Origin of the sequence: Microlunatus parietis, assembly GCF_013407955.1 — a bacterium.
In the GTDB taxonomy this organism is placed as follows: Bacteria; Actinomycetota; Actinomycetes; order Propionibacteriales; family Propionibacteriaceae; genus Microlunatus; species Microlunatus parietis.
Window position 1 is genome coordinate 3,696,794 of sequence record NZ_JACCBU010000001.1, and the last position, 24,791, is coordinate 3,721,584.

The window sequence follows — 24,791 nt, forward strand, 5'->3', positions numbered from 1 at the left end:
AAGACGTGTGGTGCGGGGTGACCGCGGACCCGAATAGGATGCGTGGGCGATGAACCCGCTCAGCCAGCTCTGGACCGACATCCGGATCCTGATCGTGGACACGATCAAGGTCTGGTGGCGGCTGTTTCCCCAGTTGGCGGTCATCTTCCTGCTCGGCTGGCTGGGTTTCCAGGTTTCGCTCAAGTTCGCGGCGTTCGTCGAAGGCCAGAACGTCTGGCTGACCATCGCGATCTTCTCGTTCGGCTTCCTGACCAAGCTGGTCCCGATCGTGCTGATGCTGCGGCTGGTCGGCCGGGAGCTGGGCATCCGGGAGATGATCCCGGAGGAGGACAACGCGCAGGACGACCGGGACAACTCGATCACCCACCTGCTCGCGGTCACGCTGCTCCCGTTCATGGGCATCTACGCGGCGTTCGGGCAGCTCAACGACGCCGCGAACGAACTGTGGATTAACCAGATGGTCCGCAACAGCGCGATCGGCACCGACACGGTGATCAACCACCTGGGCAACATCGCCAGAGACCAGCCGCTGCTGATGCTGGCCGTCGTCGTCGGCACGTACGTGGTCCGCCGCGGCGTAGACCTGCTGCACGACAAGACCGGCTGGCGGGTGCTCGGCATCGGCGTCGCGCTGCTCGAGGCGTTCTTCATGCTGGTCGTGGTGTTCGGCGGCGTCCGGCTGATCCAGACGATCATCAACTGGGTGATGAGCCGCGCGTTCGTCGGCTGGCTGGCGACCGCGCGGGACACGATCCGGGACGTGCTGGCGCTACTGCCGTTCCGGGTCCCCGAGCTGATCGATCAGGTGGTGCGGTTCTATCTCGACAACGTCTGGCCGTCGTTCTGGGAGGTGGTCAGCCAGCCGATCATCTGGCTCGCCGTCGCCGCCCTGGTGTACGGCACCCACGTCATGTCGGTCGCCGAGCTGTGGCGGAGCCGGAAGCCGTTGGCCAACCGACTCCGTGGCGCGACGGCGTTCGACGACCGCAGCGATCGCCGCCGGTTCCGCGGCATCAAGCCGCCGTCCGCGCCGGTGCAGCGGGCCATGGTCGAGTTCAAGGAGGCCGTGCTCGGCGACATCGACGACAAGTACCTGCCGACGATCAACTCGGTCCGGCTGATCCTGAGGGCGGGCGTGATCTTCCTCGGCGCGTACGTGATCGTCTACGCGATCCACCAGATCCTCGACAACTACCTGCGGCTCCTGGTCAAGGGCGTCGTCGGCGGCCACGACATCGACTTCTGGGTGCCGTTCGACCCGCTCCTCGACCTGATCTACACGCTCCCGTTCGAGCCGCTCCGGATCTGCCTGCTCGCCGTCGCGTTCCGCCGCTGCCTGGAGCTGTTCCGGGCCCGGGCGCACCCGGCCGACCGGCTGCCGGCCGCCGCCCTGGTGCAGGTGGCGGCATGACGACGGCCCCGCCATCCCCGAGCGCGGAGCGGATCCGGCTCCGGAACCAACGCCTGCAGCGCTCGAAGCTGCTCGCGGTGGTGGCCGTCGTCGCCTGCATCGTCGTGGCGACGATCGGGACCCGGCTCAGCGACCCGGAGAAGGAGTTCCGGGTCATTCCCGGAAAGCTGGACGAGAAGGTCATGATCAACGGGGCCGAGCTGACCGTGAGCGAGGTCCGGGTCGGCGAGATCCTGATCCAGGACGAGTCGATCGAGGCCAAGGCCACCGGGATGTTCGTCCAGGTCCAGGTCGACCTGGCCAACCCGACCGGCCAGAAGAAGTCCATCCTGGGCCATTCCCGACTGCTCTCCGGCGACCGGGTCTACAAGACGTACGAATCGTTGAGCAACGTCGCCGCGGATCCCGGCTACGGCGAGACGACGGACTTCCTCTACGAGGTCGACCCGAGCCAGATCGACGACCTGACCCTGGAGATCTGGAGCCAGGGCTTCCTGTCCGGCTATCACGACCGGGTCCGGATTCATCTCGGCATCACGGCCGAGAACGCCGACAAGTGGCGCGAGGCCGCCAAGGGCGGACAGCTGACCGAGCGCCGGATCTCGAGCACGAGGGTCCTCCAGTGAGTACGCCGGACCACGGGCCGCAGCAGCCGGGCGACTGGCGCCTGCACGACCACCGGCCGGAGGGTCCCGTACCGCAACAGGCCGGGCCGGCTCCCGAGCCCGCATCGTGGTCGCAGCCGGCGCCGGAACAGGCGGTGCCGGGCCGGCGCCCGCTGACCGCGCGCGGACGGTCCTGGCTGATGCTCGTCACCGTCGGCTGCCTCGTACTGATGTACCTGCTCATCTGGATCTGGTACGCCGACACCCACATGCACGACCGATTCGTCCAGCTGCCGCCGGGCCAGCCGTCGGCGACCACGGTCAACAAGGCGCAGTACCGGGTGCACCGGCTGTTCGTCACCGAGCGGTTCGACAACCCGGACTACCCCGAGCAGCCGTACCTCGCCGACGCCGGCACCGTGTTCGTCGCGGCGGAGATCGAGATCCTGCGGGTCGAGGAGGGCGAGCACTTCTACTGCCAGGCCAAACTCGCCGTGCAGGGGAACCGGCAGTTGGAGCCGCGGTCGTCGGTCTACATCGACCACCTCAAGGACAGCAAGGCCCCGGTGAACTGCCAGTCCGACGACATCAAGGTCGGCGTTCCGTACCGGTTCGTCGAGATCTACACGGTGCCGAAGCAGTTCGCCGACGAGATCTTCGGGATCGCCGTCCAGTACACCGACTACGGCGCGCCGTATCAGGTGGTCCAGCCGCCGCTGCCGCGTTGATCAGGTCTTCTTCTCCGGCAGCACGGTGAGCGGGAGGTCGTAGCGGAACACGTACCGGGTGTTGTTCCAGCTCTTCTCGCCGGTGTCGAGGAGGAGGGCGTTGCCCTCCTCGAGCCGGTAGACGGCGAACAGGATCTTGTCGGTCGGCCGGTAGTGCTCGCTGAACATGAACATCACCCGGTACGGAACCGGCGGCAGTCCCGGCGTGAGATTGGCCGGATGGGTCCCGGTGTCGCCGGTCCCGATCTCGGCGTCGCCGGCATCCGGTTGCTCGACGGTCTCCGGATCCTTCGCCACGAACATCGTGTTCCGCGGCGAGAGGGCCTCGTCGCCGGTCGTCCGGGCGGTGCCCAGCACGGTGACGTACCAGGTCGCCGTGCCGTCGTCGTCGATGTGCTTCTGCGCAGTGGCCTCGCTGAACGCGAGCTCGTACGGACCGGTCTCGATGGTCTGCCCCGGCTGCACCCGCTCGTCGGTGTCGGTCCGCACCTTGAAGCCGCCGAGCGCCCAGACGCCGCCGACCAGGACCGCGACGACCAGGACGACGATCAGCGCGCGAACCGGCCCGGGCAGTCGGCGCTGTTCGTCGGGTTCGTCCTCGGGCGGGCCCCATTCCGACGCGATCGGCGTCTCGTCCAGCCGCGGCGCCTGGACGGCGGGCGGCCCTGGGATCCCGGGCGGGGATTGCTGCTCCGACACGCGCAGCAGTGTAGTAGTGGGCGGTGGCGACGGGGCCCGCGGCAGGCTCGGGCGCGATTCGCTGAAACGGCCTCAGAACGCCGTGGAGGCATCGGGCGTGTACGGGGACTGTCACCCGTACCTCTCAATCGGGCAGATCCGCCTCCCACAGTCTGTGAATGGCAGTCTGAGGTCGAGACCCGGCCGCTGCAGAAGCGGAATCAGGCAGAAAAGCGCTAGGATGGCAAGGACAAGTTCTACGGGTCCGCTGCGGCTTCGTCGCGGTGGGTCCGAAGTGTTTGACCGCGCCGTCCGCACGGGGCCCGAGCGCCCCACGCCCGTGGACGGCGCCTGTGTGACAGGAGCCTATGCGCGTGACCGATCACGAGACCGTGACGCCCGACCAGAACGACGGCAACGACCAGACCAGCGGCGCAGCACCGGATCTCTCCCAGGTCCAGATCCCGGTCTCCGATCTCGAACCAAGCCCAGGGCTCGGCATCCCCGGTGAGTACGACTCCGAGTCGATCACCGTGCTGGAAGGCCTCGAGGCGGTCCGGAAGCGTCCCGGCATGTACATCGGGTCGACCGGTGAGCGCGGCCTGCACCACCTGGTCACCGAGATCGTCGACAACTCGGTCGACGAGGCGATGGCCGGCTTCGGCAACGAGATCGACGTCCGGATCCTGCCCGACGGCGGCATCCAGGTCTCCGACGACGCCCGCGGCATCCCGGTCAAGGAGCACCCGACCGAGAAGATGCCGGCGGTGACGCTGATCCTCACCGTGCTGCACGCCGGCGGCAAGTTCGGCCAGGGCGGTTACAAGGTGTCCGGCGGCCTGCACGGCGTCGGTGCCTCGGTGGTGAACGCGCTGTCGCAGAAGTTCGAGGTCGAGGTGAAGCGGGACGGCTACCGGTGGACCCAGTCCTTCACGCTGGGCGTGCCGGACGGCCCGCTGGAGCGGCACGAGGCGACCGAGGAGACCGGCACCACGACCCGGTTCTGGGCCTCCGAGGACATCTTCGAGACGACGACGTACAACTTCGACACGCTGGCCACCCGGTTCCGCGAGATGGCCTTCCTCAACAAGGGCCTGCAGATCAACATCACCGACGAACGGCCGGATCACGTGGACGAGAACGGCCAGCGGTTCGCCGAGTCGTTCAAGTACGACGATGGCCTGATCGACTACGTCCGCTACCTGACCGGCAGCAAGGAGCCGGTGCACAGCTCGGTGATCGCGCTGGAGGCGGAGCGGCCGGAGCAGGGCCTCGGGCTGGAGGTCGCGCTGCAGTGGAACACCTCGTACCAGCCGTCGGTGCACACGTTCGCCAACGCGATCAACACGCACGAGGGAGGCACCCACGAGGAGGGCTTCCGGGCCGCGCTGACGTACACGGCGAACAAGTGGGGCGAGAACTGGGGCATGATCAAGAAGCCGGAGGACAAGCTGTCCGGCGACGACATCCGCGAAGGTCTCACGGCGATCATCTCGATCAAGCTCGAGGAACCGCAGTTCGAGGGCCAGACCAAGACCAAGCTCGGCAACACCGAGGCGCGTTCGTTCGTCCAGCAGGCGGTGAACTCCGCGTTGGGTGACTGGATGGAGCAGAACCCGGCCGAGGGCAAGATGATCATCCGCAAGGGCCAGGCGGCGGCGATCGCCCGGATCGCGGCCCGCAAGGCGCGCGAGGCGGCCCGCAACCGCAAGGGCCTGCTCGGCGGCGGCGGCCTGCCCGGCAAGCTGAGCGACTGCCAGTCGACCAACCCGGAGGAGTGCGAGGTCTTCATCGTCGAGGGTGACTCGGCGGGCGGCTCGGCCAAGGGTGGTCGCGATCCGCGGATCCAGGCGATCCTGCCGATCCGCGGAAAGATCTTGAACGTGGAGAAGGCCCGGATCGACAAGATCCTGCAGAACAACGAGGTCCAGGCGATCATCTCCGCGCTCGGCACCGGCGTGCACGAGGACTTCGACATCGACAAGCTGCGCTACCACAAGATCATCATGATGGCCGACGCGGACGTCGACGGCGCCCACATCCGGACCCTGCTGCTGACGCTGATGTTCCGGTTCATGAAGCCGCTGATCGAGGCCGGCCACGTGTATCTGGCCCAGCCGCCGCTGTTCCGGATCCGCTGGACCAACGCGCCGCACGAACTGGCCTACTCCGACGCGGAGCGGGACGCGCTGCTCCGGGTGGGGGTCGAGGAGAACAAGAAGCTGCCGGCCCCGAACAACAACCCGATCCAGCGGTACAAGGGTCTGGGCGAGATGGACGCCGGCGACCTGTGGCTGACCACGATGGACCCGGACAACCGGATCCTGCTCCAGGTCACGCTGGACGACGCGGCCCGGGCCGACGAGATGTTCTCGATCTTGATGGGTGAGGACGTCGAGCAGCGCCGGGTGTTCATCCAGCGCAACGCCAAGGACGTCCGGTTCCTCGACATCTGAGTGCCCTGAGCCTCTCGAAGGGTCTTGTCCCCCCGAGTTCGTACGAAATGATCATGGAGTGACTGAATGAGCGAGATCGCACCGCCGGCGGACCGTCGGGAACCCGTCGATCTGCAGGAGGAGATCCAGAAGTCCTACCTCGATTACGCGATGAGCGTGATCGTGGGCCGGGCGCTGCCGGACGTCCGGGACGGCCTGAAGCCGGTGCACCGCCGGATCCTCTATGCCATGTACGACGGCGGCTATCGGCCCGACCGGGGCTGGAACAAGTGCGCTCGCGTGGTCGGTGAGGTGATGGGTCAGTATCACCCGCACGGCGACAGCGCGATCTACGACAGCCTGGTCCGGCTGGCCCAGCCGTGGGTGATGCGGGCACCGCTGGTCCAGGGGCAGGGCAACTTCGGGTCGCCGGGCAACGACCCCGCGGCGGCGATGCGCTACACCGAGTGCAAGATGGCGCCGCTGGCCATGGAGATGGTCCGCGACATCACCGAGAACACGGTCGACTTCAAGCCGAACTACGACGGCAAGGAGCAGGAGCCGGTCGTCCTGCCGAGCCGGTTCCCGAACGTCCTGGTCAATCCCTCGCCGGGGATCGCGGTCGGGATGGCGACGAACATCCCGCCGCACAACCTGCGCGAGGTCGCCGCCGCCGTGCAGTGGTATCTGCAGCATCCCGAGGCGACCGCCGAGGAGCTGCTGGACGCCGCGATCGAGCGGATCCCCGGCCCCGACTTCCCGAACGGCGCCCTGATCGTCGGCCGGGAGGGGATCGAGAACGCGTACCGGACCGGCCGCGGCTCGATCACCATGCGCGCCGTGGTCGACATCGAAGAGGACAAGTCCGGCCGGACCCTGCTGGTGGTCACCGAGCTGCCGCACATGGTCAACCCGGACAACCTCGCGGTCAAGATCGCCGACCTGGTCAACGCCGGCCGGGTGACCGGGATCGCCGACATCCGCGACGACACCTCGACCCGGACCGGGCAGCGGCTGGTCATCGTCCTCAAGCGGGACGCGCAGCCGCGGGTGGTGCTGAACAACCTCTACAAGCACACCCAGCTGCAGGACAACTTCGGCTGCAACATGCTGGCCCTGGTCGACGACGTGCCGCGGACGCTGCGGCTGGACCAGTTCATCTCCTACTGGGTCGACCACCAGATCGAGGTCATCCAGCGCCGTACCCAGCACCGGCTGGACCAGGCGGAGAAGGACGCCCACATCTACCGCGGCCTGGTCAAGGCGCTCGACGCGCTGGACGAGGTGATCGCCTTGATCCGGCGCAGCCCGAGCACCGAGGAGGCGCGGGACGGCCTGATCGAGCTGCTGGAGATCGACGAGATCCAGGCCAACGCGATCCTCGACATGCAGCTGCGTCGGCTGGCCGCCCTGGAACGGCAGCGGATCATCGACCGGCTGGCCGAGATCGAGACCCGGATCGCCGACCTCAAGGACATCCTGGCCAAGCCGGAGCGGCAGCGGCAGATCGTCGGCGACGAGCTGACCGAGATCGTCGACAAGTACGGCGACGACCGGCGCACCCAGATCATCGCGGCCGACGGCGACCTCGGTGCCGAGGACCTGATCCCGGACTCCGACGTCGTGGTGACGATCACCCGCGGCGGGTACGCCAAGCGCACCAACACCGACCAGTACCGGGTGCAGAAGCGCGGCGGCAAGGGGGTCCGGGGCGCGTCGCTGCGGGTGGACGACGAGGTCGATCACCTGTTCGCGACCACCAACCACCACTGGATCCTGTTCTTCACCAACAAGGGCCGGGTCTACCGGTCGAAGGTGTGGATGCTGCCGGAGGCCGGCCGGGACGCCAAGGGCGGGCACGTCGCCGGGCTGTTGTCGTTCCTGCCGGACGAGGAGATCGCCCAGGTGCTGGCGATCCGGGACTACCAGGCGTATCCGTACCTGCTGCTGGCGACCAAGCACGGCCTGGTCAAGAAGACCGCCCTGTCCGCGTACGACTCACCGCGGCAGGCCGGCGTGATCGCGATCAACTTCCGCGAGGAGGACGACGAGCTGATCGGCGCCGAGCCGTGCGGGCCGACCGACCACGTCCTGCTGATCTCCCGGAAGGGCCAGTCGATCCGGTTCGCGGCGAGCGACGAGCAGCTGCGGCCGATGGGCCGGGCCACCTCCGGCGTCACCGGGATGAAGTTCCGCGACGGCGACGAACTGCTCTCGATGACCACCATCCGGGAGCAGGCCGAGGAGGACGAGCTGTACGTCTTCACCGTCACGGACGGCGGTTTTGCGAAGCGGACTAAGGTCTCCGAATACCGTCAACAGGGCCGCGGCGGGCTGGGTATCAAGGCCATGAAGCTGGCCGAAGATCGCGGATCTTTGGTCGGAGGGCTGGTTGTAACGGACAATGACCAGGTGATCGCCATCAAGGCCAGTGGCCAGATCACCCGGAGTGCGGTGGCTGAAGTGCCGGTCAAAGGCCGGGACACCATGGGTGTGAAGTTCGTTGGCGTACGCGAGGGGGATTCGGTGGCGGTCATCGCGCTGAATCCGGAGACAACAGCAGAAGCGGCCGAATTGGACGCAGAGTCCGCCGACGCCGACGATCAGGCGGCAGTGGGCGAATCGCAGGACGTGTCCCCGGAGGCCGTGACAAACACCCCGCAAGCAACGGATGCTGGTGACGAACCAGAAGCCGGCGGGGCTGAGGAGGATGAGACGTGAGCGAAGCCAACCGGAGCCAGATTCCCCGTGAGGGAATCCCTCCTCGGGGTGCGGGACCCGGCGGAGGTGACAGCCCGGCTAACGCCGCTCGGGGTCAGAACAGCGCCGGATCGCCCAACCGGACCGGTCGGGTAGTCACCGGCCAACGGCCCGCCAACGCTCCGCGCCCCGTTCCCGCTCCGGGGCAGCCGGCCCCGAACGGGAACGGCAACGGGGTGAACGGGAACGGCAGTTACGGCCGGAACGGCTCCGGCCAGGCCGGCCGCCCGGGTGCGCCGCGGCAGGGTGGACCGCAGCCGAGCTCGGCGCAGTCCCCGCAGCCGCGGCCGGTGCCGGGGCGCCAGCCGGCGCCGCAACCGGGGGCCTCCAAGGAGTCGCTGCGGAACAAGCTCGGCCTCGGTCAGAAGGCCCAGCCGGGCGCGGGCGCACCGCGTCCATCGGCCGGATCGCCGTCCTCCGGCGGCGCTCCGACCCAACGTCCGCCCGTGGCCCGCCCGGGCGCTGCCGGCGCCGCGGGTGCCGGAGCGGCTGCGGGAACGCGGCAGCCCGGAACTCCGGTCGCTCGGGCCAACCAGCCGGGCGTCACCCGGCCCGGCCAGCAGGGCGCCCGCCCGCAGCCGAGCCCGGCCGCCCGGACCGGCCAGCCCGAACCGTCGCGGCCCGGTGTTCCTCGACCGGACACCGCCCGCACCGGCACGACCAGCCCGGTGTCCGCGCCCCGGACCGAGATGCTCAACGTCGGTTCGCCGACCCGGACCGTCGGCACCGCGGCATCGGCGGGTTCGCCGACCGAACGTTCCCGCGCCGAGCTCGGCCTGCCGCCGAAGGCCGGTCAGGCCCGCCGGACCCGCAAGGCCCGGCTCCGGCTGTCCCGGCTGGACCCGTGGTCGGTGATGAAGACGTCGTTCCTGTTCTCGATCTCGGCCGGCATCGTGCTGGTGGTCGCGGTCTACGCGATCTGGACCGTGTTGCAGGGCTCCGGCCTGTTCGAGTCGGTCAACCTGATGATCGGGTCCGTCACCGACGCGCCGAACGACACCACGCCGTTCCGGATCGAGGAGTACGTGAACACGCCGAAGGTGATGGGCGTCGCCGCGCTGATCGCCTGCGTCGACGTGGTCATCCTGACCGCCCTGGCCACCCTCGGCTCGTTCCTCTACAACCTCGCCGCCACCATGCTCGGCGGCCTCGAGGTCACCCTCGCCGAGGACTGATCCCGAGCCACCCGCTCCCGGAGCTTCCCAACCACAACGCTCCTTGAGCCCGAATCCACCGCGCCCGAACCGGAACAGCTGAGCCGGGTTCCCGGCGAACCGCGGCCGTCGCGGCCGAGGTGCGGACGCCAGGTCACTGAGCGGACTACTTGACCTCACTTTCGGCGAGTTCTGCCGGTCAAGCGGTCCGTTCGGCGATGTCGAGGCTGCGATGGTGAGGCGAACGGTCGCGGTAGGCCCGGGGGCGGTCCGTGTATGCGGAGGTCGGGGCGTGTCGCTTGGTCGTTGGGCAGGCCCCGATCAAGCCAAAGCGCCCTGAGCCCAGCGCGGGCCCAGGGCGTCTCGCTCTCGTACGCGCAGAAGTCAGTGTCCTTCGGGTAGCTCCCAACCGACCCCGCACGGACCGCCGCCGGCCGCCTCGTCGATCCACACCTCGTCGCCGCCCGGCGTCAGCAGCGGCTGGTAGAACGTCGCGATCTCCATGCTCGCCTGCGGCACGTAGTGGAAGATCAACGACCGCCGGAACCGGTCGGCGCTGCTGTTGGCCAGCGACCCGTGCACCGTGCTGCCGTGGAAGAAGAGCACGTCGCCGGCCCGCATCTCGGTCTGTACGGTGCTCAGGCCCGGCGGGATCGAGACCTGCACCGCGGAGAACGACTCGTTGAGGTCGGCCGGCTCCGGGCACTCGAGGTCGTACACGTGTGAGCCCGGCACCACCATCAGCCCGCCGTTCTCGGCGTCGCAGTCGTCGACCGCGATCCAGGCGGCGAGACAGGTCTCCGGGTGCGCCTGCAGGAACAGGTTGTCCTGGTGCAGCGCCTGGCCGCGGGCCGTCGGCGGCTTGAAGTAGAACATCGACTGGGCGGCGAAGGTCGGCCCGAGCAACCGCTGGACCCGCTGGATCAGCCGGGGTTCCAGCATCCAGGACCGGGCCAGCCGGCCGACCTCGAGATCGGAGCGGCGGTGCGGCTGGACGAATCGCGGATAGCGGGCCAGCGGATCGTCCTGCGGGACCCCGTCGTCGTGTCCGATCGAATTGTCCCGCTCCACCTGCTCGGTGAACGCGACCTTGATCGTTTCGATCTCCTCGGCGGTGAGCAGTCCCCGAACGTGGACCACCCCGTTGCGGCGATAGGCGTCGACCAGGTCGGCGTCCTGATCAAGCACGATATGTGACATAAACCTGATCATCGGGCCGGTCCTCGAACCGGACCATGGAACCGACGGCCGTCTTCATGGAAGATCGTGCTGTGGGCATCACACGGGTCGAGTCGCACATCCCGCAGATCGACGCTGTCGAGGCCGGTCACCTGTCGGAGGGCGAGGACTACGCGACCTACCGCAGCCGCGGCACCACGGATTGGCTGCTGATCCAGACCGTAGGCGGCGCCGGCCGGTTCGGCGTCGGGGCGGCCGAGGTGATCGTCCGGCCGGACTCGGTCGCGCTGCTCCGGCCTGGGACCGTCCACGACTACGGCTCCCACCATGATCATTGGGAGCTGTTGTTCGCCCACTTCCACCCGCGCGCCGAGTGGCTGGCCCTGCTCGACTGGCCCGAGGCTGCCCCCGGTCTGCGGGTCCTCGACCTCTCCCCCACCCTGGCCGGCCGCGTCGCCGACGCCCTGGCCCTGGCGGCCCGGAACTCGCTCAGCGGCCTGGCCCGTGGCCGCCTCTTCGCCGTCAACGCAGTCGAACTCGCCCTGCTCTGGTGCGACACCCAGAACCCCGCCGAGGGCCGGATGGACGACCGGGTCCTCGCCGTCAGCGAACACGTCGGCCGCCACCTCACCGACCCGCTGACCATCGCCGACCTGGCCGCCGTCGCCAACCTCTCCCCCTCCCGCCTCGGCCACCTGTTCGCCGAGCAGGTCGGCAGCAGTCCGCAGCAGTACGTCCAGGCCCGCCGGATCGAACTGGCCAAGCAACTCCTCGACCTGACCACCCGCCCGATCGCCGAGATCGCCGCCGAAGTCGGCTACCCCGACCCGCTCTACTTCTCGACCCGCTTCCGCCGCCAGGTCGGTCTCAGCCCGTCCGCGTACCGGCTCCGGGACGGCCGCTGAGATACCGATTTGAGCAAGGTCTCCGGAAGGACTAATCTGTCCGTTCGTGCCCACTCGGGCACTCCGCAGTCGCGGGCCTATAGCTCAGACGGTTAGAGCGCTGCCCTGATAAGGCAGAGGTCAGTGGTTCAAGTCCACTTAGGCCCACCCCCTCTGGCTCACCCTGCTCGGTTGCTGTGGCAACGCTCGCCCAGGTCGGGGGTCCTCTTTTGGGGGACCGAGTCCCCCAGGCCCCCTACGGCGCCGGTGTGGGATTGCGGCGACAGTGCAGGATGGTGGACGTCCGACTTCTCTGGCTCGCTCTGCTCGGTTGCTGTGGCAACGCTCGCCTAGGTCGGGGGTCCTCCGTTGGGGGACCGAGTCCCCCAGACCCCCTACGGCGCCGGTGTGGGAGTGCGGCGCCGGTGTGGGATTGCGGCGCCAGTGCAGGATGGTGGACTTCCGACCCCTGGCTCGCCCCTTCACAGGGCTAGCAGCCGTGATTCCGCCAGACGCAGGTGCAGGTCAACATCCCTGGGTTTGAAGTGCCTGATCGTCCAATCCACCAGGCGAAGGCCCCAATGAGCCCAATACGCCCGCAGCGTCTCCGGCTCGATCAGATCCTCAAGAATCTCGTCCAACCGCGCCAGTACGACGGGGTCCGGCGCCTCCCACTCAAGGATGTAGCGCATCTTGACCAGCCCAAAGTGACGATCTCCCCGAGCCGTACTCAGGTCCCAATCGATGACACCAGTCAAAGTGTCGTCATTGTCGAACAGGACATTGGTGTGATTGAGGTCGGCATGCACGAGATCAGTCCCGTGCATCTCAACATCGCCGACCTCACGCACGCAGTCCAGCAACCGGCGACTTCGGGCACTGTGCGTCTCCAGCGGGCCGCAGCCCCGCTCATGGCGAAGCAGCAGCATGGGCGCCGGCACATCGGGGCGATCAGCAAGCAGGTCAGTGAACTGCTCGTTCACCTCGATCATCGTCTCCAGCTTCGCCACGTCCAGACGCTTCACCTCGCCCGGCACACGTTCCTGCACGATCACCCGGCGCTCGGCCAATGGCACAACCAGCTGATACTCGGGCACCGAGATCCCGCGTGATCGCGCCAGGATCATCAGTTCAGCCTGCTGTTGGAGCGCTGCCAGTGGGGCGATCGACGGTGTCGCTACACCCTCTCGACCATCCGGCCACCGCACGAACACCGCGCCGCCAGTTCCGCCTTGAGCCGCGATGCCTCGCAGAACAAGATCGGCGCCCGTCGCCGCATTGACCTCATCAACGAGAGTTGCCGCATCAGCTTCAGCCAGCATGAGCATCTTCCTACCGCACGGCACCGACAGCCGATCAGATTCGGTGTGAAGGTCACGGTGGAACGAGGCAGGTGTGGGCCGCAAGGCCGGGAGGGTGATCACCAGACTCACCCGAGTGTTCCGACCTGCTGAAACCAGTCGCCCCGGCCGACAAGCTCGGCCTAGGGTGCAGGGATGGTTCTGTGGCTGGAGGCGGTGAGCTTCGACGTGGCGGACGCACCAGCGGTAGCCGCCTTCTGGGCCGGGCTGCTCGGACGGGGCGTCGTGACGGAGCCGGGTGGCGTTCTGGTGCCGGGTGACAACACCCAGGTCGGGCTTCGCTTCGTCAGCTCCGCCACCGAACACGGCAGCCGGTCGAGGCTGCACCTGCACCTGACCAGCAGCAGCCCGGATGATCAGCAGCGAACCGTGGAGAAGGCGCTCCGGCTGGGCGGTCGCCACTTGGACGTGGGCCAAGGGCACGACGACCCTTGGGTCGTGTTGGCCGACCCGGGCGGCAACGCACTGTGTGTGATCGAGCCGGACAACACCTTCCTGGCCGGTACGGGCTACCTCGGCGAAGTCACGTGCGACGGCTCCAGGGCGGCCGGCCTGTTCTGGCGCGACGCACTCGGGTGGCCGCTGGTCTGGGACCGGGGCGAACAGACTGCGGTCCAATCGCCGCTCGGCGGCACCAAGATCTCCTGGGATTCATGGGGCGCGCAGGAGGTCAACGCCAAGAGCCCAAGGACCTGGCAGCGCTTCGATCTGATCACCGCGGACGTCGCCGGCGAGTCGGACCGACTGGTCTCGCTCGGTGCGACCCGGGTGTCCGAGTCGTCGGACGGCGTCGAGTTGGCCGACCCGGACGGCCACGCGTTCAGCCTCGGCCGGGGCGGTCCGGCCGGGCGCCGGTCGCGTGACAGTCTGGATGCATGGTCGCCGCTGCCAAGGACGTTCTGAAGGACTACCTCCAGGGTGCGCGCGACGTACTGCTGTGGAAACTCGAAGGTCTGTCCGAGCGCGACCTGCGGTTGCCGCGAACACCGACCGGGACCAACCTGCTGGGGATCGTCAAGCACGCGCTGAACACCGAGGTGATCTACTTCGGCCCGACGTTCGGTCGCGCGTGGGCCACACCGGAGGAGCTTGTAGCTTCCGACGACCCCGATCCGCTGGCCGGCTGGTACGCCACCGAAGCGGAGACGGCCACCGGCATCGTCGACCTCTACCGCCGAGTGCGGTCGTTCGCCGACCAGACCATCGACGCCCTGCCGCTGGACGCGATCGGCCACGTCGCCCATTGGGGCGACGAGGAGGTCACGCTCCACCAGGTCATGATCCACAAGACCGCCGACCTGCAGCGCCACGCTGGGCACGTCGACATCCTCCGCGAACAACTCGACGGTGCTGTTGGTCTCCTCCCTGGTCACTCCAATCTTCCCGACGCCACGGATTGGGCGGCGTACACGAAGCGGCTCACGAAGATCGCTCACCGCTTCGATTGAGCCGGAAGTCCGCGCGTCGCAGGCGGGCCCGGACGCTCGTTGGTGCACCCACCCGGCCGCCGCGACTGTCGTAGCCGCACCCTAGGGTCGAGGTCGACGACCATGGTTGCTGATCACGGAAAAGTTGGGCGGAGATGACGCGCGAGTTCGAGATCCGTCTCCTCGGCCATCCGAGTCGGGACGGCACCTTGCTGGCCGGTGATGCGCTGGCGCTGATCAAGGCGTTCAAGGAACTGACGTACCGGCTCACCCGGGCCGTCGCCGAGCGGCCGGGACTGGGGCGCACCGACGCCGCCCTGGAGCGGCTCGGCACCGTGCGGGTCGGGCTTCCGGAGAGCAGCACTCGGGTGATCTTCGTGGTCGGCGAGGAGGCCGTTCTCGATGTCGCGGACCCGATCAGCACCGGGGTGGACGAGGCGTTCTGGGAACTGGCCCATGGGCTTCGGGCAAACCGGCGGCCGGCGTTCGTCTCCGAGTCGGTCGCGGACGCGGTGGATCAGCTCGTCGTGGCGCTGAGCAAGGCCGCGAGGGGAGCCGAGCTCACCGTTCCCGGCCATGGTCGGGTCGAGGTGCGGACCAGCCTGCTCAGCCGCGATCCCTGGCGACGACGCATCCCCGGCGGCATCGGCGAGTCCGGCATCCACGGCGTACTGGAAATGGTCGATCTGCGGACCGCCCGGTTCCGGCTCCGCGACGCGGCGCAGAACGGGATCGACCTGATCGACGTCCGGAACGCGGAGACGGCCGCCCATCTGGTCGGCGAGGCCGTGACCGCAACCGGAGTCCTGGCGCTCGGCCGCGGCACCGGCCACCATCGGATGGAGCAGGCCGTCATCGCGGAGCGGCTGGATCTCGACCGGCAGATCGGCGCTGCGGAAGTACCGTCGTTGACCGAGGTCGTCCACACCGCGGCCAGGAAGCCCGCGCCCGCCCCGCTGGAGTTGGCGCCCGAGCAGCTGGACGACTTGCTGGCGGCGCTCGATGGCTGACGAACTCGTCCTGGTCGACACCGACGTCTGGAGCCGGGTCATCCTCGGTCGCCGGGACCAGAGCGCCGAGGTCGCGACGTGGCGCCGGCTGCTCGTCGGCAGGCAGCCCGTGATCGCGGCGCAGACCGAGGCGGAATTGCGCTTCCTTCCGCTGGTCCACCGGTGGGAAGCCGAGAGCGCGGAGCGGTTCACCGCGCAGGTCGAGCGCACGCCGACCGCCCCCGTCACCCCCGCGGTGATCAATGCCTGGGCGGAACTCCGGGCGGCCTGTCGAGCTCGCGGGCACGCCCTCGCCGACAAGGTGCACCAGGGCAACGCCTGGGTCGCGGCCACCGCCCTGGCGTACGAACTGCCGCTGCTGACCGGCGCCGCGATCTATCGGGGCGTTCCCGAGCTGCGGTTGCTGGAGGCCCTCGACGAAGATCAGGACGGGATCGGACCTCCGGACAGGAAAGGTCTGCTGAGCCCCAGATGAACCGCAGGGGAACCTTGACCGAGTCGTCTGCGACGTAGCAGAAACTGTGTCAGGCTCGACGCCGGCAGGGGAACGGCCCCGTCGCTCTTCATCACTCCAGGTAGGTCGTCCATGAAGTTCTTCGTCCGGCTGATCGTCCCGTTGATCGTCCTCAGTGCGGTGCTCGCGCCGACCGCGGCGCACGCCAATCCGTCCAGTGCCCCGATCGTGGTCGGTCAGCTGTGGGACGGGTACGTGGACGGTCAGCGAAACACCGCACTGCCGCTGAGCGTGCTCGATCAGCCGTCCGGGCTCGGCGCCAGCCGGGTCAATCGCGACGTGCTCTACGTACAGAGCGAGAAGGACCGGCAGACCATGATCGCCGTGTCCGAGCACGACGGCGAGGTGCTCGGGAAATACACCGTGCCGATCCCGAACGTGTACGACTGGGAGGACATGGCCGTCGGTCCCTGCCCGGCCGGCAGCTGCATCTTCGCCGGTGACATCGGCACCAACAGCGGGTACGCGGAGAAGCCGGACAACATCATGTCCGTGGTACGGGTCCGGGAGCCGGACCTGGCGTCCGGCCAGACCAGCGGCACCCTGACCGGCGACTACTTCCCGTACGTGTATCCCGACGGGCGCCGGCCTGACGCCGAGGCGCTCGCCGTGCATCCGGTCACCGGCGAGATCTACGTGATCTTGAAGACGAGCAGCGGAATCAGCCCGGTCTACAAGTTCCCCAACCCGCTGCCGAAGCCGGGCGTGGTCAGCACGCTGATCAAGGTCGCCGACCTGACCCTGCCGATCGTCAACGGGAAGGCGAACTCGGCCCAGATCACCGCCGCCGCGTTCCACCCGCGCAAGAACCGGCTGCTGGTGCGGACCTACACGAAGGTGTACGAGTTCCGCGCCGAACGCCAGTCTCTGTTGCCGTTCACGGGCGAGCGGGTGGAACTGACCGACACCGCCGAGCGGCAGGGCGAGGCGATCGAGTACGAGGCCGACGGCACGTCCTACTTCACGCTGTCGGAGAAGGTCGCCGCGCCGTACACGCTCATGCGGGTCGACCTGAGCCACCGCGGCACCAAGTGACCGGAGCCTGACTGTCGCAGAAATGACGGTAGTTTCCGGATCGGACGGATTCCAACGGTGGAAGGGAAACTACCGTCAATTCTGCGACAGCGAATCACGCAGCGCCGACCGAACCGTGTGCAGCCAGTCGTCTGCGACCATGCGACTCGACCTCCCCTGCAGCCAGGTGTCCAGGCCGTCCCCCTCCCAGCGCGGGACAACGTGGAAGTGCAGGTGCTCGACGGACTGGCCGGTGTGCGGCCCGCTCGCGTTGAGCACATTCACCCCGGCCGCGTCGAGGGCAGTCGTGAGGCTCCGGGCCACCCGCTGAACCAACAGGACGGTGTCCCGCAGCACCTCGGCCGGCGCGTCCTGCACACCAAGCACATGCTCGGAAGGGATTACCAGCGTGTGGCCCGGGGCGAGCCGTCCGGACGGCAATGGCAGCAGCGCCGAAGCATGATCACCGCGGTGCAGCCAGGTTGCCGGTCCCTCGTCGTGGAGGAGAGAGCAGAAGACGCAGGGTCGGGACATCCAGCGATGCTCCGGGGTTTCGGGGCGGGAATCAACTGGATTCCCGCCTTGGGGCCAGGAAGACTGGGTGCTCGCGTGTGGCCGGGAGTTCTTCCGGGAGGTGTGCGCGGCGTGCGGGCTCGGCGCTCCGCGATCCATCCGACCCATGGGGAACAGCGCCAATCTGGTCTGGCGTCTCGAGACCGCGGCCGGGATCCGCGTGATCAAGGAACTGCCCGCGTCCACCGTGCAGGAGGAGCTCGGGCGGGCTGCGGAGTTCGAGCGGGCGGTGTTCGAGGCCGGCGTGGTGCCGATGGCGGAGCCGATCGTGGATCGGGAGGGACGGCTGCTGCGGCCGATGGTCGGGTCGGGTGGGAAGTCGGCGCTGGTCCGGGTGCACGGCTGGAGCCAGGGGCGGGAGTTCGGGCGGCCGGTGGACGAGGCGACGGTCTGCGAGGCCGGACGATCACTGGCTCGGATCCAGACGTTCGGTGCGACGTGGGACGCGGCTTTGCCGATCAAGCAGTTGTGGAGGCGGCCCGATCGGGCCACCTACGATGCCTTCGCGGCACGCTGGCCCGAGTTGATCAAGGAAGGCTGGTCGACGCTGGCGGAGGCGGAGGCCTTGGTGTCCGAAGGGGTCGAGGATGCCGGGCGCGGGATCTCGACGCACTGTGATCACAAACCGGAGAACAGTCTTGGCCACGATGCGAAATTGATCATTCTCGACTGGGACGAAGCCGGTAGGCGCGAGCCGCGGATCGAGTCGCTGCGGCTGGCGGACTGGGCCAAGTGGGTCGCCGGGATCGCGAGTTGGTACGAGTTCAAAGCCCAACGGTCGCTGGGTCAGTGGGCGGCCGTCGGCTCGGCTCACGAGGAAGAGGCCGAAGCTGCCTCCCAGACCCTCGGCTGGCTCCGGCACACCTTGCGACGGATCCCGCGGTGGACGTCCATGATCAACAAGGCTCTCCGTCGAGGGTCCAGCCGAGCTCAACCCAGCGATCGGTGAAGGGCAGATACGGGCCGGGCTCCAGGAACGCCCGCACCCGATCATTGCCGCGCCGGTAGATCTCGTCGAACAGCCAGTGGCCGTGGAGTTGATCATGGGAGTAGTTGGCGGCCGCCCGGTCGAGCTCGTCCGGCGCGACGTCACGTACGGTGCGGTAGCCGGCCAGCAGCGCGGCGCAGAGGTCCGGGCGGAGGTCGAAGGAGAGGTCGAGGGTGCGGATGATCTCCTCCGGCGGCCAGCGGGTCTCCGCCTTGTCCCAGTCGATCACGTCCGACACCTCGTCGCCGATGAAGAACAGGTTCGACTCCTGGAAGTCGCCGTGCACCAACTGCTGTGCCGCCATCGGAACGGCGTGCCGAGCCGGCTCGGGATGGCCGGACAGCCAGTCCAGCTTCGTCCGCACATGCTGCTCGGCCCACCGATCCGTCTCAGTCCGGTCGGGCCGGGCCATGATCAGGTTCAACAGTTCGGTCAGCCGAGCCTCGGTACGTGAGCGGTCCGCCGGGGTCGGCGGCCGCGGCGGTGCAGCCGCCGGACAGTCGGCCAGGGCGAGATGCAGGTGGGCCAGGGTTCGGCCCATCGCTCGGGCCTCGGCCACGGTGAGTCGATCACGGGCTACCTGGGTGCCGCGGGCGTACGCGAACAGGGAGTAGCAGACCCCGTCGCGGGACACGATCACCTCCCCGGCCGGCGTGGGCAGGGCCGGCGGGGTCGGGATGCTCCGACCGATCGCGTACCTGATCACCGCGTGCTCCCGCTCGATCAGGGAGCGATCGGTCCGGCGGTGCCGCCGCAGCACCACGCGGCGCGTCCTGGTCGTCACGACGAACGTCTCGTTCATCGTGCCGCCGGCCGCGCGCTGTACCGCCGTCACCGGCTCGAGCTCCCAGGCCGCCAGCGCGTCCGCCAGGTCGTCGCGCAGGCCGGGACCGGTTCCCGCTTCCGTCATCCCGGCACGGTACTGCGAACCGCGACCTCCGCGGGCGCTGGTCGGGCTGCTGGCCGTCGCAACCTGAGCCCTACACGGGATCGCGGAACTCCGGCGCGACCCAGGGCTTCGAAAGCCGGACGGACTGGATCACCAGCGGGTGCAGCAGCTCCGGGGACGGGATCGGGTCGGGCGCACCGGAACGGGCGCGCAGCACCCGGGCTGCCAGGTCGATGACTTGATCATGAACGGCATGGCCGGTCAGCATCAGCACGAAGGAACGAGCCAGGCCGAACCACGGCCGGTCCGGATCGTCGCCGATGATCAACTGCGTCTCGTCACCGGACCGGCAGTGCAGCACGGGGCCGGACGGGTCGATCGTGATCATCCACTCCGGCGCCCGGATCCGGTAATGATCATGGTACGGATCGCCCGGGGGGATCGTGATCACGTCGCCGAGCCACTGGTCCTGGAACTGGTCGGCGGTCGCGTCCACGATGGCGCCGTCGGCCCGGACATTCCAGCAGTGCACCCAGCTGATCAGGGAATCCAACAACAGCAGATAACCGCACCGGCGCGGCCAGCCGAACTCGGCCTCGATCGCCTCCGACACGTGACCGCAGCGACCGTCGTTCGGGCGGCCGTCCCTGAGCCGCACCGCTGCCCGCAGTTCCAGGATGCGGCGACGGATCTCCGGATCGGTCGGGTCGGCGTCGTCCACCCGGCCATCGTCCCGCGGTTCGCCGGACCTGAAAAGTCCTTTCCCCCGCGCCCCCGGCGCTGCTACCGTGCCCGGGTCAGGTGCGAAGGGGGTGACGATCATGTCCGATCCAGTGACAGCGTTGCCCGAGAGCCGCACCTAGACCCTGACACCGAGAGCCGGGGCCCGCTGCGAAGCGAATCGAGGTCTCGGTGAATTCTTCTCTCCCGCTGCGGCTCTGGCCGCGGCTGATCATGCAACGATTCCGACTCGTCGGCTATCTCACGGCCCTGCTCGTCTCGGCGGGCCTGGCTGTGACGGTTCCGCTGGCGTTCCAGCGAATCGTCGACGACGGCCTGGTTCCCGGCCGAGTCGACCTCGCGCTCGGCTGGACCGGGCTCGCCCTCGCTGCCGGCGTGGTCGCAGCGACGGTGAACGCGGTCGCCAACGCGACCGGCGCCGAGCTCGGTGCCCGAATCTCGGAGCGGCTGCGGTACGAACTCTTCACGCGCGTCCTGACTCAGCCATACGCGTTCCATGCCGAGTCGAAGGCCGGCGCCGTCGTATCCCGCCTCACCCGCAGCCCGGTCGAGGCGCAGGGTGTCATCCAGACGATCTTCGGCACCTTGGTGGGACAGGGCGTGCTGTTGATCATCGCCGTGATCACATTGGCGAGGATCGACCTGCTGGCCGTAGCGCTGGTCCTGGCAATGGTGCCACTGTTCCTGCTCCCGATGCGGAGCTTCACCCGCCGGCTCTTCGCGGCCGGCCGGGACCAGACCGCCGCCAGCAGCGAGCTGGAGCACTTCCTGACCGAACGGTGCAACGTCGAGGGCGCGGTGGCCCGGCGGCTGTACCGCACCGAGGCGACCGAGCTGGCCGCCTTCGGAGGCCTGATCGGCCGGCTGCGGGAGATCCTGATCCGTCGGAACCGGACGTTCTACACGTCACAGCTCGTCACCACGGCGTTGGCGGCGGTCGGCGTTGCGGTCGTGTACGGAGTCGGTGCGATCAACGGGGCCTCGGTCGGCGAGATCGTGGCGATGGCCGCACTGGTGAAGATGATCTACGACCCGTTGATCATGATCAGCATCCAGGGACTCGGTCTGAGCGGCGGCCTGGTGGCCCTGGAGAAGGTCTTCGAACTGCTCGACCTGCCGACCGACCCGAGCACCGGTGGCCGGTCACTGCCCGGCCGGGCGACCCGGCTGTCCTTCGACGGTGTCTGGTTCCGGCACCCGGCTCCGGGCACCGCGACCCTGCCGGACCTTGCCGCCGAGGCGGCCGGTGATGCGGTTGATCAGGACTGGGCCGTGACCGACCTGAGCTTCAGCCTGGTGCCGGGCGGGATCACCGCCCTGGTCGGAGCGAGCGGTGCCGGGAAGACCACGACGGCCCTGCTCGCCGCCGGCATCCATCGGCCGACCCGGGGCAAGATCATGATCGACGGCATCGACCTGGCCGAGCTGTCAGGCGAGAGCCGGCACCGGGCGATCGGCATGGTCACCCAGGACGTGTACGTCCTGCACGCCAGCCTCCGGGACAACCTCACCCTGGCCCGACCGGGTGCGGACGATGATCAACTTCGCCGTGCGCTGGCCCGGGCCCAACTCGCCGAGCTGGTGGACGGTCTGCCGCAGGGGCTGGACACCGTGGTCGGCGATCGCGGCTTCCGGCTGTCCGGCGGCGAACGCCAACGGCTGAGCCTGGCCCGGATGTTCCTGGCCCAGCCCGACATCGTGATCTTGGACGAGGCGACCGCCCACCTGGACGCGCTGACCGAGGCCGCGCTGCACCGGGCGATCACCGAGGACCTGGCGGGCCGCACGCTGCTGATCATCGCGCATCGGCCGAGCACGATCGAGAACGCTGATCGCACCGTGCGGCTCGCCTCGGGCCGGCTTTGCCCTTCGACAGGCTCAGGGCGCGGTGGTCAGTAGACCTCGATCTCGTCGATGAACACCCCGTTGTCCCGCTTCGTGAAGGTTCGGGTGAACGCGATCTTCACGTGCTTGGCCTCGACCGGCGCGAACCGGACCAGGTAGCGGTTGCCGGAAGCGTCGTTCGGCCGGGTCAGCCCACCCCGGTCGGTCCAGGCCGTGCCGTCGACGCTGGTCAGCACCCGCACGGTGTCCGGGCGATAGTAGGAGTACTCGACGTACCCCTGCACGTCGACCTCCCGCACCGTCTTCGGGGCATCGAAGTCGAAGGTCACCGAGAAATCCTTCGTCTCGTCCGGAGCACCCTGGATCACGTATGGCCTCTTGTCGCCGAAGTTGTCCGACACGACACCGTCGGTGGACTCCAGCAGCGTGTCGTCGGCGAAGTCCTTCGGCGGTTCCCACGACTTGTGGTACGTCATCCCGCCGACCAGGTTCGGCCGGCCGACCGGAGCCCCCGCGATCTTGAAGTCGACCAGGCCTGGCGCCGCGGCCTTCAGCCGGACGTAGCGCGCCTTGGCGTTCAGCCCGACGAACTCCGCACCGCCCTTGGACCCGGTCCGGGTGCCGGCGTCGACCCAGCTCTTGCCGTCGTAGGAGGTCTGAATGGTGTACGACTCCGGATGAGCATCACCCCAGGTGACGAAGACTCCGTCCACCTGGTGCTGGGCACCAAGATCAACAGCTCCGCCGGTCTTGATCACCTTCGCCAGGTTCCGCCCGGCCAGCGGCTTGCCGGCGGCGGCGTCCAGGACGAGCGCCCGGATCCGTTCCAGGTAGGTGACATCGCCGGTGAAGGTGCCCGGCTTGCTGGCCAGGGCCTTGGCCAGGTCGGTGGCCAGCCCCGGCTGCTTCCGCTTCAGGATCTCGATCACCTCCCAGTCCTCGATGCCGTCCCGCAGCGACTCCAGCCGCAGCGTCCGCTCCAACAGGTCCTTGTGCTCCTTGTCGACGTTGACCGTCCAGAAGTCGCCCTTCACCTCCTGGTCGTCCATCGAGATGTTCCAGTTGTTGAAGGCCCAGTGCAGATGCCCGTTCGCGCCGCGCGCCGCGGCCAGCCAGCCGATCAGGCGCTGGTAGTACTGCGGCTGGTCGACGAACCGGTTGAGGAAGCCCAGCGTCGGGATGTTGCAGTTGTAGAGCCAGAGATCCTTGCCCTCCGCGCGTGCCTTGTCCCAGGCCGCCGGGTGGGTCTCGTAGTTGAGCAGGTTGGGGATCACGACGTCCTCGTACTGGCTGATCTCACTGGCCAGGCCTTCGTGGAAGGTGGCGTCGCCGATCTTGACCTCGGGCCAGATCGCCTTGATCTTGCCGTAGATGCCGAGCCAGCCCTCCTTGCCGACCGCGCCCTGCGGCTCGTCGCCGACATGCATCCACCAGCGCTGGTCCCAGCCCTTGGCCTTCACATGATCACGCAGCGCGGTGACGTACTGCGTGATGTAGCTGTCGGCCTCGGCGGTGTCCCAGTCGACGTACTTCTTGATCAACTTCCCGTCCGGCCCGGTGGCCAGCGTCTCGACGTCCCACTTCGACCAGTAGCCGGGGCCGCCGGCCATCCAGAGGCCCTCGAGCCGGCTGACGGTGCCACGCTCGGTGAAGAACTCGACCACCTCGTCGACCCGGCTCCAGTCGAAGTGCACGGTGCCGTCGGGATCGACCCTGGTCTGCTCGCCCTGCATCAGCAGCGTGCTCATCGGCAGCGAGAGGTTGTTGTTGCGGTAGTCCTTGCGGATCCGCGCGTAGTCCTCCATCAGCTTCCACCACTCGGGGCTGAACGGGGAGAAGCCGTAGTTGGCGAGCATCGTCTCCACCGGCGGTTCCTGATACGAGACCGTACCGAAGAATAACGTCCACTCGACGTCGGTGAAGCCGCTGTCCTTGGCGTCCGGGATGGTCACCGGCCGGACGTTGATCGACAGCGGCAGGCTCAGGTTGCCTCGGTCTGTCTCCAGCGTGACCGTGCCGCGGTAGACCCCGCCGGCGGCGTCCCGCGGCACCTTGACCCGGACCCAGACCGGCTGGGTCCGGTTCGCCCCGACCTTGATCGACGGCGTGTTCGACAGCCCGTCCGGGAAGTCGTCCGGCGCCGGCCGGCTCGGTGCGTAGACGATCTGTTTGCTGCCGTTCTTGTCGAAGACCGAGTTGTGGTTCAGCGAGGTGAACTTGACGAAGTTGTACGTCAGGTTCGACGCGGCGATCGTGTGCCGGCCGGCGGTCAGCGAGCCGAACGAGACCTTCTTGATCGTGAACTCGCGGTCCCAGCGGACGACCACCTGGCCGGCCTCGAACTCGTTCCGGGCCGAGTCGAGGGCGAGTGCCGAGGCACCGCCGGTGTCGTCCGGCAGCGAGTCCGGAAAGACGTGGGTGGACGCGCGCGCCGCCCAGAGCAAAGGCTTCGCAGCTGATTCGGCGGCCGGTGCGGTGAGCGCGGTCGCCACGCAGGCGACGGCGAGCACCAGGGCAGCGAACAACGGGAACGGCTTCATCGGCTGACTCCCCTACAGTCGGTGGAAACCTCATTGTTGGAACCGGCCGAGCACG

Annotated in this window: 21 protein-coding genes and 1 tRNA gene; 15 read left to right on the forward strand and 7 right to left on the reverse strand. The window is 68.3% G+C overall.

The genetic code is table 11. From position 1 onward, the window contains the following. Positions 1–49: 49 nt before the first annotated feature. The 3 genes from BKA15_RS17720 to BKA15_RS17730 are packed head-to-tail and all read left to right on the forward strand — an operon-like array spanning position 50 to position 2,744. The gene (locus BKA15_RS17720) at positions 50–1,411 is read left to right on the forward strand and encodes a hypothetical protein (RefSeq protein ID WP_179752914.1); all 1,362 of its coding nucleotides are present in this window, start codon (positions 50–52) and stop codon (positions 1,409–1,411) included. Next, positions 1,408–2,037, forward strand: coding sequence for a hypothetical protein (locus BKA15_RS17725; RefSeq protein WP_179752916.1), 630 nt, complete (start codon positions 1,408–1,410; stop codon positions 2,035–2,037). Before BKA15_RS17720 ends, BKA15_RS17725 begins: the two co-directional genes overlap by 4 nt. After that, entirely contained in the window at positions 2,034–2,744 is a 711-nt protein-coding gene (locus BKA15_RS17730) for a hypothetical protein (RefSeq protein ID WP_179752918.1), read from the forward strand. Before BKA15_RS17725 ends, BKA15_RS17730 begins: the two co-directional genes overlap by 4 nt. On the opposite strand, the gene BKA15_RS17735 is transcribed toward BKA15_RS17730, so the two are convergent. Then, a complete protein-coding gene (locus BKA15_RS17735) occupies positions 2,745–3,443 on the reverse strand; it encodes a hypothetical protein (protein ID WP_179752920.1) in 699 nt (232 codons plus the stop codon). It lies immediately after the preceding gene. Positions 3,444–3,790: 347 nt separating this feature from the next. Here BKA15_RS17735 and gyrB point away from each other — a divergent pair, with 347 nt between their 5' ends. From gyrB to BKA15_RS35635, 3 genes are all read left to right on the forward strand, one after another. Then, the gene (gene gyrB / locus BKA15_RS17740) at positions 3,791–5,878 is read left to right on the forward strand and encodes a DNA topoisomerase (ATP-hydrolyzing) subunit B (RefSeq protein ID WP_179752922.1); all 2,088 of its coding nucleotides are present in this window, start codon (positions 3,791–3,793) and stop codon (positions 5,876–5,878) included. Between the two features lie 66 nt (positions 5,879–5,944). Beyond that, positions 5,945–8,578, forward strand: a complete 2,634-nt coding sequence (gyrA, locus tag BKA15_RS17745; protein ID WP_179752924.1) for a DNA gyrase subunit A — start codon at positions 5,945–5,947, stop codon at positions 8,576–8,578. A 485-nt stretch (positions 8,579–9,063) separates the two neighbouring features. Beyond that, positions 9,064–9,792, forward strand: coding sequence for a DUF3566 domain-containing protein (locus BKA15_RS35635; RefSeq protein ID WP_179752926.1), 729 nt, complete (start codon positions 9,064–9,066; stop codon positions 9,790–9,792). Between the two features lie 363 nt (positions 9,793–10,155). Here the strand turns inward: BKA15_RS35635 and BKA15_RS17755 are convergent, their stop codons facing one another. After that, complete coding sequence (locus BKA15_RS17755; protein ID WP_179752928.1) at positions 10,156–10,971, reverse strand: phytanoyl-CoA dioxygenase family protein; 816 nt, start codon at positions 10,969–10,971, stop codon at positions 10,156–10,158. A 71-nt stretch (positions 10,972–11,042) separates the two neighbouring features. Between BKA15_RS17755 and BKA15_RS17760 the strand changes: the two genes are divergently transcribed. Further along, positions 11,043–11,855, forward strand: a complete 813-nt coding sequence (locus tag BKA15_RS17760) for a helix-turn-helix domain-containing protein (RefSeq protein ID WP_312879098.1) — start codon at positions 11,043–11,045, stop codon at positions 11,853–11,855. 73 nt (positions 11,856–11,928) lie between these two features. Further along, positions 11,929–12,002, forward strand: a tRNA-Ile gene (locus BKA15_RS17765). Between the two features lie 314 nt (positions 12,003–12,316). On the opposite strand, the gene BKA15_RS17770 is transcribed toward BKA15_RS17765, so the two are convergent. Next, the gene (locus BKA15_RS17770) at positions 12,317–13,258 is read right to left on the reverse strand and encodes a phosphotransferase (RefSeq protein WP_312879099.1); all 942 of its coding nucleotides are present in this window, start codon (positions 13,256–13,258) and stop codon (positions 12,317–12,319) included. 72 nt (positions 13,259–13,330) lie between these two features. On the opposite strand from BKA15_RS17770, the gene BKA15_RS17775 reads away from it, so the two are divergent. From BKA15_RS17775 to BKA15_RS17795, 5 genes are all read left to right on the forward strand, one after another. After that, positions 13,331–14,098 carry a VOC family protein gene (locus tag BKA15_RS17775; RefSeq protein WP_179752930.1) on the forward strand — a complete coding sequence of 256 codons (768 nt, stop codon included), beginning with the start codon at positions 13,331–13,333 and terminating at the stop codon, positions 14,096–14,098. Then, a complete protein-coding gene (locus tag BKA15_RS17780; protein ID WP_179752932.1) occupies positions 14,071–14,643 on the forward strand; it encodes a DinB family protein in 573 nt (190 codons plus the stop codon). Before BKA15_RS17775 ends, BKA15_RS17780 begins: the two co-directional genes overlap by 28 nt. A gap of 134 nt (positions 14,644–14,777) precedes the next feature. After that, positions 14,778–15,632 (forward strand): hypothetical protein, encoded by an 855-nt coding sequence (locus tag BKA15_RS17785; RefSeq protein ID WP_179752934.1) that lies wholly within the window; start codon positions 14,778–14,780, stop codon positions 15,630–15,632. Next, entirely contained in the window at positions 15,625–16,107 is a 483-nt protein-coding gene (locus BKA15_RS17790; RefSeq protein WP_179752936.1) for a PIN domain-containing protein, read from the forward strand. The genes BKA15_RS17785 and BKA15_RS17790 overlap by 8 nt, the downstream gene beginning before the upstream one ends. Positions 16,108–16,218: 111 nt before the next feature. Continuing rightward, a complete protein-coding gene (locus tag BKA15_RS17795; protein WP_179752938.1) occupies positions 16,219–17,181 on the forward strand; it encodes a hypothetical protein in 963 nt (320 codons plus the stop codon). A 75-nt stretch (positions 17,182–17,256) separates the two neighbouring features. Here BKA15_RS17795 and BKA15_RS17800 read toward each other — a convergent pair whose 3' ends face one another. Next, on the reverse strand, positions 17,257–17,694 hold the full coding sequence (locus tag BKA15_RS17800; protein ID WP_179752940.1) for an HIT family protein: 438 nt from the start codon (positions 17,692–17,694) through the stop codon (positions 17,257–17,259). Positions 17,695–17,839: 145 nt separating this feature from the next. On the opposite strand from BKA15_RS17800, the gene BKA15_RS17805 reads away from it, so the two are divergent. Continuing rightward, positions 17,840–18,682: a phosphotransferase gene (locus BKA15_RS17805; protein ID WP_179752942.1), complete on the forward strand. Its 843-nt coding sequence runs from the start codon at positions 17,840–17,842 to the stop codon at positions 18,680–18,682. Here the strand turns inward: BKA15_RS17805 and BKA15_RS17810 are convergent. Together BKA15_RS17810 and BKA15_RS17815 are read right to left on the reverse strand one after the other, a co-directional pair. After that, positions 18,630–19,631, reverse strand: coding sequence for a phosphotransferase (locus tag BKA15_RS17810; protein ID WP_179752944.1), 1,002 nt, complete (start codon positions 19,629–19,631; stop codon positions 18,630–18,632). The two genes, BKA15_RS17805 and BKA15_RS17810, sit on opposite strands and share 53 nt — an antisense overlap. Before the next feature lie 70 nt (positions 19,632–19,701). Beyond that, a complete protein-coding gene (locus tag BKA15_RS17815; RefSeq protein ID WP_179752946.1) occupies positions 19,702–20,331 on the reverse strand; it encodes a hypothetical protein in 630 nt (209 codons plus the stop codon). A gap of 191 nt (positions 20,332–20,522) precedes the next feature. On the opposite strand from BKA15_RS17815, the gene BKA15_RS17820 reads away from it, so the two are divergent. Then, positions 20,523–22,250, forward strand: coding sequence for an ABC transporter ATP-binding protein (locus BKA15_RS17820; protein ID WP_179752948.1), 1,728 nt, complete (start codon positions 20,523–20,525; stop codon positions 22,248–22,250). On the opposite strand, the gene BKA15_RS17825 is transcribed toward BKA15_RS17820, so the two are convergent. Then, positions 22,244–24,736, reverse strand: coding sequence for a glycoside hydrolase domain-containing protein (locus BKA15_RS17825; protein WP_179752950.1), 2,493 nt, complete (start codon positions 24,734–24,736; stop codon positions 22,244–22,246). The two genes, BKA15_RS17820 and BKA15_RS17825, sit on opposite strands and share 7 nt — an antisense overlap. Between the last annotated feature and the right edge of the window lie 55 nt (positions 24,737–24,791).

Coding starts and splice junctions, on each gene's coding strand:
- BKA15_RS17720 (WP_179752914.1), top strand. CDS start 50: ATGAACCCGCTCAGCCAGCTCTGGACCGACATCCGGATCCTGATCGTG.
- BKA15_RS17725 (WP_179752916.1), top strand. CDS start 1,408: ATGACGACGGCCCCGCCATCCCCGAGCGCGGAGCGGATCCGGCTCCGG.
- gyrB (WP_179752922.1), top strand. CDS start 3,791: ATGCGCGTGACCGATCACGAGACCGTGACGCCCGACCAGAACGACGGC.
- gyrA (WP_179752924.1), top strand. CDS start 5,945: ATGAGCGAGATCGCACCGCCGGCGGACCGTCGGGAACCCGTCGATCTG.
- BKA15_RS17755 (WP_179752928.1), bottom strand. CDS start 10,971: ATGTCACATATCGTGCTTGATCAGGACGCCGACCTGGTCGACGCCTAT.
- BKA15_RS17775 (WP_179752930.1), top strand. CDS start 13,331: ATGGTTCTGTGGCTGGAGGCGGTGAGCTTCGACGTGGCGGACGCACCA.
- BKA15_RS17780 (WP_179752932.1), top strand. CDS start 14,071: ATGGTCGCCGCTGCCAAGGACGTTCTGAAGGACTACCTCCAGGGTGCG.
- BKA15_RS17785 (WP_179752934.1), top strand. CDS start 14,778: ATGACGCGCGAGTTCGAGATCCGTCTCCTCGGCCATCCGAGTCGGGAC.
- BKA15_RS17790 (WP_179752936.1), top strand. CDS start 15,625: ATGGCTGACGAACTCGTCCTGGTCGACACCGACGTCTGGAGCCGGGTC.
- BKA15_RS17795 (WP_179752938.1), top strand. CDS start 16,219: ATGAAGTTCTTCGTCCGGCTGATCGTCCCGTTGATCGTCCTCAGTGCG.
- BKA15_RS17800 (WP_179752940.1), bottom strand. CDS start 17,694: ATGTCCCGACCCTGCGTCTTCTGCTCTCTCCTCCACGACGAGGGACCG.
- BKA15_RS17805 (WP_179752942.1), top strand. CDS start 17,840: ATGGGGAACAGCGCCAATCTGGTCTGGCGTCTCGAGACCGCGGCCGGG.
- BKA15_RS17810 (WP_179752944.1), bottom strand. CDS start 19,631: ATGACGGAAGCGGGAACCGGTCCCGGCCTGCGCGACGACCTGGCGGAC.
- BKA15_RS17825 (WP_179752950.1), bottom strand. CDS start 24,736: ATGAAGCCGTTCCCGTTGTTCGCTGCCCTGGTGCTCGCCGTCGCCTGC.